The sequence below is a fragment of the Paenibacillus sp. Y301 genome (genome assembly GCF_059445505.1).
In genome coordinates, this window is record NZ_JCAIUL010000004.1 from 93,773 (window position 1) to 107,370 (window position 13,598).

9 protein-coding genes and 1 pseudogene are annotated in these 13,598 nt (G+C 40.5%); all 10 read left to right on the forward strand.

Annotated elements, in window-relative coordinates; translation table 11 throughout:
• Positions 1–52 precede the first annotated feature (52 nt).
• The 10 genes and pseudogenes from AC1D69_RS08935 to AC1D69_RS08980 all read left to right on the forward strand — a co-directional run bounded on the left by AC1D69_RS08935 (position 53) and on the right by AC1D69_RS08980 (position 13,568).
• A complete protein-coding gene (locus tag AC1D69_RS08935) occupies positions 53–391 on the forward strand; it encodes a hypothetical protein (RefSeq protein ID WP_495455800.1) in 339 nt (112 codons plus the stop codon).
• Positions 352–1,128: pseudogene (locus AC1D69_RS08940) on the forward strand (glycoside hydrolase family 30 protein); the annotation flags it as partial. The gene AC1D69_RS08935 and the pseudogene AC1D69_RS08940, both read left to right, overlap by 40 nt.
• A 78-nt stretch (positions 1,129–1,206) precedes the next feature.
• Positions 1,207–1,392 carry a glycoside hydrolase family 30 beta sandwich domain-containing protein gene (locus tag AC1D69_RS08945; RefSeq protein WP_495456057.1) on the forward strand — a complete coding sequence of 62 codons (186 nt, stop codon included), beginning with the start codon at positions 1,207–1,209 and terminating at the stop codon, positions 1,390–1,392.
• Positions 1,393–1,463: 71 nt separating this feature from the next.
• Positions 1,464–4,685, forward strand: a complete 3,222-nt coding sequence (locus tag AC1D69_RS08950) for a cellobiose phosphorylase (protein ID WP_495455801.1) — start codon at positions 1,464–1,466, stop codon at positions 4,683–4,685.
• Positions 4,686–5,008: 323 nt separating this feature from the next.
• Entirely contained in the window at positions 5,009–5,971 is a 963-nt protein-coding gene (locus tag AC1D69_RS08955; RefSeq protein ID WP_495455802.1) for an ABC transporter permease, read from the forward strand.
• A gap of 19 nt (positions 5,972–5,990) precedes the next feature.
• Positions 5,991–6,881: a carbohydrate ABC transporter permease gene (locus tag AC1D69_RS08960; protein ID WP_495455803.1), complete on the forward strand. Its 891-nt coding sequence runs from the start codon at positions 5,991–5,993 to the stop codon at positions 6,879–6,881.
• 98 nt (positions 6,882–6,979) lie between these two features.
• The gene (locus AC1D69_RS08965) at positions 6,980–8,650 is read left to right on the forward strand and encodes an extracellular solute-binding protein (protein WP_495455804.1); all 1,671 of its coding nucleotides are present in this window, start codon (positions 6,980–6,982) and stop codon (positions 8,648–8,650) included.
• Positions 8,651–8,729: 79 nt separating this feature from the next.
• Complete coding sequence (locus tag AC1D69_RS08970) at positions 8,730–10,646, forward strand: sensor histidine kinase (RefSeq protein ID WP_495455805.1); 1,917 nt, start codon at positions 8,730–8,732, stop codon at positions 10,644–10,646.
• Positions 10,618–12,219 carry a response regulator gene (locus tag AC1D69_RS08975; RefSeq protein ID WP_495455806.1) on the forward strand — a complete coding sequence of 534 codons (1,602 nt, stop codon included), beginning with the start codon at positions 10,618–10,620 and terminating at the stop codon, positions 12,217–12,219. The genes AC1D69_RS08970 and AC1D69_RS08975 overlap by 29 nt, the downstream gene beginning before the upstream one ends.
• A 551-nt stretch (positions 12,220–12,770) precedes the next feature.
• The gene (locus tag AC1D69_RS08980; RefSeq protein WP_495455807.1) at positions 12,771–13,568 is read left to right on the forward strand and encodes a sulfite exporter TauE/SafE family protein; all 798 of its coding nucleotides are present in this window, start codon (positions 12,771–12,773) and stop codon (positions 13,566–13,568) included.
• Positions 13,569–13,598 lie beyond the last annotated feature (30 nt).

Sequence of the window (13,598 nt, forward strand, 5' to 3'; positions counted from 1 at the left end):
ATAAAGTTTCGAAACCGGTGTCGTATACTGTAAAATAAGGAGTTGTCCAAAAATGAAGTATATTAAAATGATCGTAACTGCTAAGGATTCAGGAGAACGTTTAAGTGAAAAAGAGGATCTTTCTTTACTCTCCCGTGTAGCTGGAGAAGTAGCAGATCTCTGGAGCTTGATCCAAGCATTACGTATCAAAGTATTGTGGGATTTGGAGGCGCATTCACGGAAAGCTGCTGCGTATACCTTATCTCGCGTAAGCGATGAGAAACGAGCAGAGGTCATTCGTAGTTATTTCGATCCAATGGAGGGGTTGGGCTATTCCATAGGGAGAGTACATATTCATATGATTTCGCCCTTGGTAACTATACCTATGTGGAAGATCACGATACAGAATTAGCAACCTTTGATATATCGCATGATCATCAATGGGTGTTACCACTCATTAAGGATGCCATGAAGGTGAAGGGTGGCGAGTTCACCATGCTGGCTTCTCCTTGGAGTCCTCCAGCTTGGATGAAAACGAACGGGGAAATGAATAACGGTGGCCAATTGAAACCAGAATACGCGGAAGTGTGGGCACGTTATTACACCAAATTCATTGAAGCTTATGGCAAGGAAGGTGTTCCAATCTGGGGAATTACCGTACAGAATGAGCCAGCTGCCGTGCAAGTATGGGATTCCTGTATTTATAGTGCTGAAGAAGAACGTGATTTTATTAAGGATCACTTAGGTCCAATCATGCACCAAGAGGGTCATGAAGATGTAAAAATCCTGATCTGGGATCATAACCGTGACATCATCGTAGAGAGAGCAACCATTGTTCTATCTGATCCAGAAGCAGCTAAGTACGTGTGGGGGACAGGTGTGCACTGGTATGTAAGTGAAGAATTTGAGAAGGTGGGACAGGTGCATGAGTTGTTCCCGGATAAACATCTACTATTTACAGAAGGCTGCCAAGAGGGTGGCGTTAAATTGGGTGAGTGGTACACAGGTGAAAGGTACGGTAGGAATATGATTGGTGATTTGAACAACTGGATCGAGGGGTACTTGGATTGGAATATCGTACTGGACGAGACAGGTGGACCTAACCATGTAGGCAACTTTTGCGATGCCCCAATCATAGCAGATACGAAGACGGACACGATTCATTACAATAGCTCTTATTATTATATTGGACATTTCAGTAAGTATATCGCGCCAGGTGCCGTAAGGATTGGACAGAACTCCAAAGTAGACAGCTTACTTTCTACAGCGTTCTTAAATCCAGACAGTACGATCGTGGTAGTTGTTCAGAATGAGAGTGATGAGGTGCAAAAGGCAACGATGGGGCTAGGAGATCATATGTTAGCCGTTGAATTACAACCACATTCCATTGTTACATACATCATATCTAGATAGATTGAACGAAAAGAATAATATAACTTTTGTTCATTCTATCTAGATAGATTGAACTACTAGGAGGAATCGCGATGTCTAAATACTATTATGATAAAAATACGTTTGTTATTGAGCAGTTTGACCAAGCTAAACCCTTCTCAAGTTTTCTACCAGGTATGGCAGGATTAAAGGGGATTCCGATGTGGACTTTTTATGTGAATCGCGGCCAAGGGGTGTGTAGCTTCGGAATCCGTGACAAGAATTCAGCCATTATGGAGTTCTCCCCGGCTAGTATTACTTACAAGAATGTTGCAGCCAATGGGTTTCGGACGTTTATCAAAATCCAAGGACAAGATACCATCTATGAGCCTTTTCAATCAGCTCGTCCTGATGCACAAGCTTCTCGCGTGATGAGGATTTCACCCAATGGGCTCACGATCGAAGAGACGCATGTAGCATATGGATTAAAGACCATAGTGAACTACTTCAATCTACCTAATGATGATTATGCGGCTTTGGTCCGTCAGGTCGAAATTATAAATATTGGTGATACACCTATTCAATTAGAATTGCTAGATGGGATGCCAGAAATTCTTCCATATGGCGTGGAGAATGGCGGATTCAAAGAAGTCGGTAACCTGCTACGCAGTTGGATGGAAGTCTATAATTTAGAGAATGGCATTCCATTCTATCATGTACGCTCTAGTACTGCGGATGAGGCGCAAGTTAGCAAAGTTACGAGTGGACATTTCTACTTATCCTTTACTGGAGAAGGAAAGAGAATCGCCCCGATTGTAGATTTCGAAATTGTATTTGGTGGCAATACCTCTCTGATGTATCCGGATAACTTTGCTACGGCTTCACTTGCTGAACTTGTTCAACAGCCGCAATATCCAGTCAATAAAGTGCCATGTGGATTCAGTGGGGTAGCACAACGTATCGCTCCAGGTGAGAGCCTATGTGTTAACACCATTATTGGTCACGTAAACGATATTGAGAGAATCAATGAGAAGGCAGATCTCATATGTACGGCAGATTATATTTCTCGTAAGCAAGAAGAAGCGAGTAGCTTAATTGAAGAGTTGACATCAGACATTGCGACACATACGTCATCTAAACTATTTGATGCTTATGCGAAGCAGTCTTATATGGATAATTTCCTCCGTGGAGGGTACCCGTTTATTTTTGATAATGAGCATGAAGGCTTTGTTGTACATCTCTATTCCCGTAAGCATGGAGACTTGGAGCGGGATTACAATTTCTTCTCATTGGCTCCGGAATATTACTCGCAAGGCAATGGTAACTTTCGGGATATGAATCAGAACCGTCGTAATGATGTGTTCTTTAATCCGAAGGTTGGTACATTTAATATCAAAATGTTCTTCAGTCTGATGCAAGCGGATGGATATAATCCACTCAGCGTACAGGGATGTAGCTTTAATGTCATTTCAGAGAATGACATTAAGCTTAAAGAATGGCTCAATAGCGCTATTGCTGACCATCATGAGGAATTAAGAGCAATGTGTAGCGGGAAATTCACGCCAGGGAAGATCATCAACTTCCTAGCGGATCATCACGTACAGCTCCATGTAAGCGAAGAACGTTTGCTAGGAGGCATATTGGCTCTTTCGCAGCAGAATATCGAAGCCGGTTTCGGTGAAGGGTTCTGGTCCGACCATTGGACGTACAATATGGACTTAGTGGACAGCTATCTGGATATATTCCCAGACAAGAAGGAAGATCTTCTCTTCGCAGATGAGACTTTTGCTTTTTATGATAGTGCTGCTTATGTTCAACCTCGCTCCAAGAAATATGTCGTGGTAAATGACCAAGTTAGGCAGTATGGTGCCTTGATCGAGGATGAGGAGAAGTTAGAGCGTCTTGGACGGAGAATGAATGATACGAACTGGCTACAGACAGAAGGTGGTACAGGCAAGATTTATCAGACCAATCTTTTTAGTAAAATCGTAACATTAGCGTTAAATAAATTCTCTACATTAGATCCGTATGGGATGGGTGTGGAAATGGAAGCGAACAAGCCAGGATGGAATGATGCGATGAATGGACTTCCTGGGTTATTCGGTTCAGGGATGAGCGAGACATTTGAATTGAAGCGGTTGGTAACTTTCTTGTTAGAAAGTGCGAAGGAATTTAACGAGAAGTCTATTAGCGTACTAGAAGAAGTGGCCGATTTGTTTCATACGGTACATCGAACGGTTGTCCTTTATCAAGAAGGTCACCTAGATTCATTCACCTATTGGGATATCGTAGCTTCTGCCCGTGAAGTTTATCGTGATCGCGTTCGGTATGGCATTACCGGAGTGGAACATAAAGTATTTTTGAAAGAGATCGAGGAAGGATTCTCTGCATTTTTAGTTAAAATAGATGAGGGAATAGCGAGAGCTATAGAATTAGGGGATGGAATCACACCGACGTACTTCCGTTTTGAAGCTACGGAATTTGAAAGAATAGTAGGCGAGAATGGACAACTAGATTTGAATAGGGGTGGGCTTCCTAGAGCTAGAGTAACCCAATTTCAGGTGAGCGCTTTGCCTTACTTCCTCGAAGGTCCGACCCGTTGGATGAAGACGTTGAACGATCCGCAGCAAGCTCAAGATCTATATGATCGGATTAAGAAGACGGAGTTATATGATCAGAAGACCCAAATGTATCAAACATCCGTTAATCTAGAATCGGAAGGTCATGAGATTGGACGTATGCGTGCTTTTACACCAGGTTGGTTAGAAAGAGAATCGAATTTCCTTCACATGACTTATAAATATTTGTTAGGGCTATTGAAATCGGGTCTTTACGAACAGTATTTCGGGGAATTGAAGACATCGCTTGTTCCGTTCTTAGATCCTGATGTGTATGGACGTAGCACGTTAGAGAATTCTTCCTTTATTGCGACGGGTGGAAATCCCGATCCTGCGGTACATGGAAGAGGATTCGTAGCTAGATTGAGTGGATCTACTGCGGAGTTCCTGAGTATGTGGAGAGTGATGATGGCAGGTTCGCACATCTTTACGATGAGTGAGGGAGAGTTGACTCTTACGCTTTCACCAGCATTACCAAGTTGGTTATTTGATGAGTCAGGAAAGGTGTCTTTCACATTCCTTGGAAGTACACAAGTGACCTACAACAATGCGCGCAGAGCAGATACATTTGGTGTAAATGCCGCCAAGATCAGTCGAATGAATCTTCTGAAGCGCGACGGGACTGTCGTTGAGAATGATGGACCTATTATTCAAGGTTCAGAAGCGATGGCTGTACGTAACGGTGAAGTCGCAGCGATAGACGTAATTATGGAATAGTATTAGTCATAAAATAGTTCACTAAGAGACATGGCGGATGAAGGCCAATGTAAAACCTCGGTTCTAATCTTAGTGAACATATGTTTGATGAACAAGGCGACTTTTCGTTCGATTATGAACGGAGGGTCGTCTAGGCTGTTTTATACCCATAAGTAGCGAAGGAAACGAATTGTCCTGAAGAAGCAAAAGAGACAGACCCGAAAAATGAGACCCTAAATACGAAATATGAAGCCTTATGTCTATAAGAAAAAGGACGTACTATTAAAGTAGTAAATGTAAGTGTTTTCAATAGAGAGATAAGAATCAGCATGGAGGTCGAAGTCATGGAAATGAAACCTACTATAAACAGAGAGACGCCAGTAAATGAGCCCTCAACACGACGTAAATGGTTGAAGAAATTATACTCCCAGAGACATCTCCAGACCATGGCTCTACTTGGTGTGGTATGGATGATTATATTCAACTACATTCCAATGTCGAGTGTAATCATTGCATTTAAAGAGTTTGACATTATACGCACGATATCCGAAGCACCTTGGGTGGGGTTAGAGCATTTCAGAGAATTCCTTGAGGATGATATTCTAGTGGACGTCATCAAGAATACGCTGGGAATCAGTTTTTTTAAGTTATTAATTGGCTTCCCACTACCGATTATATTTGCTCTTTTCCTTAATGAAATACGATCCATTAGATTCAAAAAATTTGTTCAGACGATTTCTTATCTGCCTCACTTTCTCTCATGGGTTGTATTAGGAGGCATTCTAGCAACTTGGCTAGCAGACGTTGGAATTATCAATAATATATTACTCACACTTCATGTTATTAAAGAGCCAATTACATATCTGGCTGAACCAAGTTATTTCTGGACGATCATTATTTCATCAGATTTGTGGAAGGAATTAGGGTGGTCTGCGATCATTTATCTGGCAGCGATCTCGAGTGTATCGCCTGAAATGTATGAGGCAGCAACAATTGATGGTGCAGGACGCTTTCAGAAAATGTGGTATATTACACTGCCGTCAATTAAATCTACGATTAGTATTCTATTCATTCTGGCCGTCAGTGGTGTACTTAACACCAATTTCGATCAGGTCCTAGTCTTACGTAACTCTCTTAATGACAGTGCAAGTAATGTTATTGATTACTATGTTTATCAAACGGGAATTCTTTCCGGGCGGTATTCATATTCTACAGCTATTAACTTACTTAAGTCAGTCATTGCACTAATGCTCCTACTTATCACAAATAAAATAACTAAAAAACTCAACGATACGTCGCTGTTTTAGAATAAGGAGGCTCATACACATGTTTAATCTTCAGCGCAAAACGAAAAGTGAGGCCCTATTCGATCTTATCAACACCATCGGTATGCTTCTCATCTGTTTCGTGACCTTATACCCGATATGGTACGTATTGGTCAACGCTTTTAATAATGGTAATGATGCGATGCGTGGTGGAATCTACTGGTGGCCGAGAATGTTCAGCTTAGAGAATTTTAAAGCGGTATTTGATAGTCCAGGTATTATGACGGCCATGGGCATTACAGTAGCTAAGACGTTAATCGGTACTGTAGCGCATGTATTCTTTACGGCAATGGTGGCGTATGCTCTCTCACGCAGGGAACTCATCGGAGGAAAAATATATATTCTGATGGGGACTGTGACCTTATTCTTTGGGGGTGGACTGATTCCAACATTCCTACTGATTAAAGATCTTCATTTACTTGATAACTTTATTGTGTATATTATTCCGTTTATGTTCAGTTTCTTCGATCTTATTATCTTTATGACGTTCTTTCGTGAAATTCCGGAAGCATTGGAGGAGGCTGCTAAAATTGATGGGGCGCATGACTGGTCTATCTTTCTGAGAATCGTTATTCCGGTATCCATGCCTGCTGTTGCGACGATCGCGTTATTTCACGGTGTATTTCAGTGGAATGACTATTTTACAGGAATGATTTATATCAATAACACGGATTTACAACCGATTCAGACGTATTTATACCGAGTCGTTGCGCAATCCAGTTCTAATCAAATGATGACTGCTGTGCAGGGAACTGCGAGCACCAAGACCGTGACATCTCAATCGATCAAACTCGCAACCATGGTTGTCACAACACTTCCGATTGTCTTCGTTTATCCGTTCTTACAAAAGTACTTTGTTAAGGGTATGATGATTGGTTCAGTCAAGGGTTAATGGACAGCTTAAATGAGGTATTCCCTCTTACCGCCTAGGCGATAAGGGTTGTTATATACAATGTGATACACTAACTATCATTGAAAAGGGGTAAGAAAATGAACATGAAGCATGTAAAGCGTAGCTTGTTATCGCTTGTAGCGCTAGTTGTGGTCGTTTCTACAGCGGCTTGTTCCTCTGGTACGAATAACGAGAAGGATAAAGCTGCTAATAACAAAGCCGAAGAAACGCCAGTTGTTAAGTTAACAGCAGATCAACCGGGTTGGAAAGAAGATATTTCCCCCATTACATTTGATTGGTACTTGAACTTTTCTTGGTTTGCGAATAAATGGGGCGTAGATCCTACGTCACAATATATTACGAAGAAAACAGGCGTAGATATTAACTTTATCATTCCAGCAGGTAATGAGAAGGAGAAGTTGAATACATTAATCGCTTCTGGTAATCTTCCCGATTTCATCACGTTAGATAAAGGCGAAGATGCCATCCAAAAAATGATCGATGGTGAAATGGTACTTCCACTAAATAAACTGGCTGATGAGTATGATCCATACTTCTTTACATCATCGGATGCAGCGAAGTTATCATGGTATACAAAGCCTGATGGTAATGTATATGCATATCCCAACGCATCATCTTCTCCCAAGGATTATGAACAATATGGAGATGCGTATACTTCTAACCAAACGTTCCTCGTGCGTAAAGACATGTACGAAGCTCTTGGTAAACCAGATATGAGAACACCAGAGGGTTTCTTGAAAGCGCTGCAAATGGCTAAAGAGAAATTTGGAACGGTTAACGGGCAGCCGTTGATCCCACTTGGTTTACACGAATTTACAGATACAGGTAACTATTCACTAGAAGCATATATTCAGAATTTGTTAGCCATTCCCAAAGCAAAGGACGGTAAAATATATGATCGTTCTACAGACCCTGAATACGTGAAATGGCTTAAAACAATCCGTCAAGTGAATGAAGAAGGTCTACTTGCTAAAGACGTATTCATTGACAAACGTCCGCAAATGGAAGAGAAACTTGCACAAGGTCGTTATTTTGCAATGATCTATCAATATAAAGATATGGAAGCACAATTAAGTACGCTTTATGCAAACGATCCGAATTCGGTCTATATCGCTATTGATGGACCAGCTAACAGTAATCTAGATGCACCTACACTTGATGGTCCTGGTATTTCAGGGTGGACGGTAACCTTAATTTCTAAGAATGTGAAAGACAAAGCACGTGCTATTCGGTTCATGAGTTATTTGAATAGTGAAGAAGGAAATAAAGATTTATTCTTAGGTGAAAAGGGTTTCACTTATGATACTATTGATGGAGTAGATCAGTTTAAACCTGAAGCTTTAGCATTGTTGAATTCAGACCGGGCTGCATTCGATAAGCAGTATGGGGGATCACACACGTTCTGGATGCTGATGAATACGAACATGACAGATCAATGGGCACCGAAAGCAGTAGAACCGTTCAAATCTATCCAAGATTGGACGAGAGGGAAGACAGTGAGTGCATCTGAATTCGAATTATTGAATCCAACAGGAAACTCTCCAGAGGGTATCATTAATACGAAGCTTGGACAGCAGTTTGGTAAAACACTTCCTAAATTACTAATGGCAGAATCGGATGCGGAGTTTGATACTATTTGGAATGAGTATCAAGAAAAACGTAAAAAAGACGGTTTAGATCAAGTAACATCATACCAACAAGCTAAATATGAAGAAAACGTAAGTAAACTAGCAGAATTCTTGAAATAATTAAATAGGTAATAGAGCCCCGATAACCATAAATTTATGGGTATCGGGGCTGTTTCAACGAGAATGGAGAGTGCTTGCGATGATGAAGTGGACATCGAAATATCTAGAATCGCTGATGTATTGGTGGGATCGTAGATCATTACAGAGTCGCCTTATATCGGCATATATCATTATTATTTTGGTGCCCAGTTTAATTGTCTCTACTAATTCCTTTGATGCTATCAATGAAACGTATATCAAAGATACCATGAGTAAAAATGCTAATCTGCTTGAAATGGAGAAACTACAGATTCTGAATCAGGTTGAATCGATGGAGCGTTCAGCTCAGCTTGCCATGTCTGATAAAGCTGTCGAGAATTATTTAACGAGCGAAACTGAACCTCAGTTAAAGGACCTCGTGGAGTTTAATACGAATGCGTTTTTTAATCTGACACGTATACAATTTAACAATCCTAATATTGAGCACTTACGTATGTTCTCGGATAGTGAATATGTACATGAAATTTGGCCCATTATTTTTCGGGAAGATAGAATTAAGCAGGAACCATGGTATAAAGAGGCCTATAATCTCGGGACGAAGCAGATGTGGTATTTCCAAGACTATGACCTCGATGTGATGGAAGGCTCTATAGCAGAGAAAAATCCTAAAGTTTCTTTGTTTACAGAAATCAACTTCATCACCGGTGTCCATTCAGGCATTATTCAAGTGGATATGTTGTTATCTAATTTCTCACCTAGGACGTTCTCAAGCATACAGGATGAACAATCGCAATTGTTTCTTATAGATAGTCAAATGCACATATTTACAAGGCAAACGGATTCCTTACTTCAGGATAATAAAGAGATGAATAAGGCTATTCAGGATCGTTTCGCTACTCTTCGACAAGGGGGAGTATGGGACACCCAATACCAGGAGAACGGTAAATCGTTCTTGTTCATCCAAGTCCCTATTGAGCGGATGGATGCCTACTTACTAAATGTCGTCTCTATGGAGAGTGTGTTAAAGGATATATCCGTTATCCGTAATAAAACGATTGGAACAAACATTTTATTTGTCGTGTTATTCACGGTGATCGCGTATATATTAAATGCTATTATTCTGAAGGATTTAGTAAGACTCACGGAGGCGATGAAACAGGCACGTCGTGGCGAACTCTATAAAGGGGTTTCGATTCGCGGGGGTGGAGAGATTGGCGAACTGGCCCATCACTTCAATAAATTGATGTCTAAGATCAATGAACTTGTTGCAGTTGCTGTTCGTAAGCAGGCGCTGACCAAAGAAGCAGAGCTACGTACGTTACATAATCAAATTGATTCACACTTTCTTTATAATACGTTAGAGAATATTAAAATGCTGGCGGAAATAGATAACAATCGAACGATATCTGATGCACTGACATCACTGGGTGGAATGATGCGCTATAACTTCAAATGGTCGGGAGAGTATGTCAAATTAAAGGATGAAATTAGACATATTCAGAACTATATTGAAGTCATGAATATTCGTTTTGAAGAGCCGATTTCGCTAGTTATGGATATTTCAGCTCAATACATGGAATTAGAGGTATTGAAGATGTCACTTCAACCCATCGTAGAGAATTGTGTTAAGCATGGGTGGTCCGATTCAAGTGATGAAGAGACGGACAAGAAAATTCATATTTTAGTTGAGATGGTGAATGATCATTTCTGTATAACCATTATGGACAACGGAGATGGCATGAGAAGTGACCAACTGATTGAGCTTAATAAAAGAATTCAAGGGGATAAATTCAATAATTGGAATGCCTCAGATCGAGACCGACAAGGTGATGTTAGAGCTGTTGTAGGGATAGGATTACACAATGTACATCAGAGGATCCAACTTTTCTATGGAAAGGAATATGGATTGGAGATATCAAGTGTAGAGGGCGTTTTTACCAAGGTACTAATTACTTTACCTAGAGTATTATTGACAGGAGGAAGTACTGATGAAGCGAACACTACTGATCGTAGATGATGAGAAGAATATTCGCTATGGATTGAAGACGATGATTGAGCGAGAATTCCCAGAGATGTATTGTATTCACATGGCGAGTAACGGTCAGACTGCACTGGATCATTATCGGGAGACAGGTGCTGATATCGTGATCACGGATATAAGAATGCCTGTTATGGACGGGATCCGTCTTATTGAAGAATTAGCAACGGGGACGCAAGGCGAAGGAACGGCTGTTGTTATTCTCAGTGGTTTTGATGATTTCGAATATGCGAAGACAGCGATTAAATATAAGGTGAAAGATTACTTGTTGAAGCCTATCCGTCGTGAGGAATTGTTCGATTTATTGAAACGTATTGAGAAGGATTTAACGACACAAGAAGCAATTGATCGGCAACGCGAAGAGATCAGTGAAGTGGTCCACAAGGGAATTCGTTCTAACCGCATACAGCAATTAGCGCTTCATCAGAGTCAATTATCTGAAGATGAGTTGGAGAAATACAGTGGTGAGATTGGATTCCAACATTTCAAGAAGCCATTTACAGTTGCCGTTGTGAATTTTCAATATGATGATGGGTCTAGGATGTCTCTAAGTGAGCTACAGAGTCTAGTAGAACGTCTGTCTGGTTCTTTGGAAGGCAAATTAGAAGCTATGACATCCGACTATGAAGGCAAACTAGTTCTAATTGGGAGTCCGAAAAGTTGGTTTCAAGAGTTAGCACGACAGGCTGAAGACAAGGGCTGGCATGGTTTTCGCATGGGCATTAGCATGGCTTGCGATCAGTTATCGAATATTAGCCAGCAATATGAGGAAGCACTACGAGCTTTACAATATACATTTCTCTATCCACAAACGTATTTCATTGAATATGAAGCCGTTCGGGAGGAACGTCGAAATTTCCCGCTGCCCTCGGAAGAGATCCGTAAATTGGCTAATATGCTAGGTACAGATCGTGAGAGAGAAATGCTACTTCTCTTAGGCTCTATATTTCATATTGAACAGCTGCAACAAATGGATATCTCCTATTTAGAGCGAGTTAGTAGACTTGTGAATGAGCAAGTACTGGATGAGGTATTCCTTGTATACGGAGAGTCTTCTGTAGAAGTACTTAAGTTATACAAGAAGGTAGGTAATATGTTTAACTTCCAGAGCTTCCATGATTACTATCGTAAATTGGAACATTTACTCCGTAGTGTGAGTGACTATGTTGCACAAGTTCGATCGGCCTATACAGAACATGGGGATATGAAAGAAGCCGTTGCCTATATAGAAGAACACTATTTCCGTTCATTGAATATGGCAAGTGTAAGCAATCATGTATCTTTAAGTTACTCTTATTTTAGTGAGGCTTTTAAAGCATATACCGGTGAGAACTTTGTTCTATATTTGAAAAAAGTACGGATTCGAAAAGCTAAGGAGTTATTGCTGAAGAGTCCAATTAAATTAGCCATGATCGGGGAGTCCGTTGGATTTGAGAACAGTAAGCAATTCTCTCGTGTATTTAAAGAACTAGAAGGAGTCTCTCCTCATGAGTATCGTCTAAAGATACAAGCCGACGAGCGATACAGGGATGAGTCTAGCGGTACTAATTAGAGGATCTATGCTCTAATCATACAAATAAAGCCGAGATGAATAGCTCATCTCGGCTTTTTCTTAGAATATAAGAATTTCTGCTTATAAATAGGCTTATATTTCAACGCTAAACGTTTCTTCGCCGCTAAAGGACGGCGAAGAAACGTTTAGGCTTGGTGTACCTTGACAGTAGGCAACACAAGGATTAACATACAACCGGGTACTCTCAAAAGAAATTCAATATATGATTTAACGATTTTCGGAAGAGTCGTAAATAATTTTAACGCCAAGGGAATGGTAGGTTTCTTCTTTATAGTGTCCTTGGGGACAAGTTTTTATCAAGCATATGCTAGTATTCTCGTTGGATAGCAATTCATTACACTTAGGACATTTACTTTCAAAAAAGCCCTTCAACTTATCTAGCATATTAACCACCTAATTCACATGAATTTAGTTGGTTTTATTATACCTTCACGATTGCCTGATGTATAGGGGGTAATCAGATTATATTGCGATGCTCCATGGAATTAAGGCTCCATTCATTTGAGCTAGCTGACATAAGGGTGATTAGAATGGATGTTGTTCTTCCAATGATTATGGTTGTTCTTGGTTTTGTCGGATCTTTCTTCTCAGGATTATTAGGAATCGGTGGGGCTATCATTAATTATCCGCTGTTACTTTTTATTCCTTCCAGCCTTGGTGCTGCTGACTTTACGGCACAAGAGGTATCTGGGATAAGCATGTTTCAAGTATTCTTTGCGTCATTAGCAGGTGTTCTAGCCTATAAAGCGAAGAGTAAGAAAGGTAATACTCCTTCCTTAATTCATAAAGGACTTGTCCTAAATATGGGGATCAGTATTATGTTGGGTAGTCTTATAGGAGGACATGTTTCCAAGTTACTAGTTGGAGATACGATTAATGTCCTCTACGGTGTATTAGCGGTTATTGCTGTTGTGCTTATGGTTATTCCGAGTAAAGGCAAACAACAAGAGGATTCGAGTGAAATCATCTATAATAGAATGATTGCGATCATAGCTGCCTTTTTGACCGGGATCGTATCTGGAATTGTTGGTGCTGGTGGGGGATTTATTCTCATTCCCATTATGTTAAAAGTTTTAAAGATCCCAACAAGAACGACCATTGCCTCATCTCTAGCTATCGTATTTATTTGTGCCATAGGTGGCGTTGTTGGGAAAGTAACGGGAGGACCTATTCCCGTTATGCCAACTCTTTTTACGGTTTTAGGTAGTGTAATAGGAGCCCCATTGGGATCACGTATCAGTGGTAAAATAAACGTGAAGTATTTACGGTATGCGTTGGTCATTTTAATATCATTGACGGCGATAAAAGTATGGATGTCTATTTTATAAGTTAGAAAAAGGATTAGGGAAAGGAGAGCT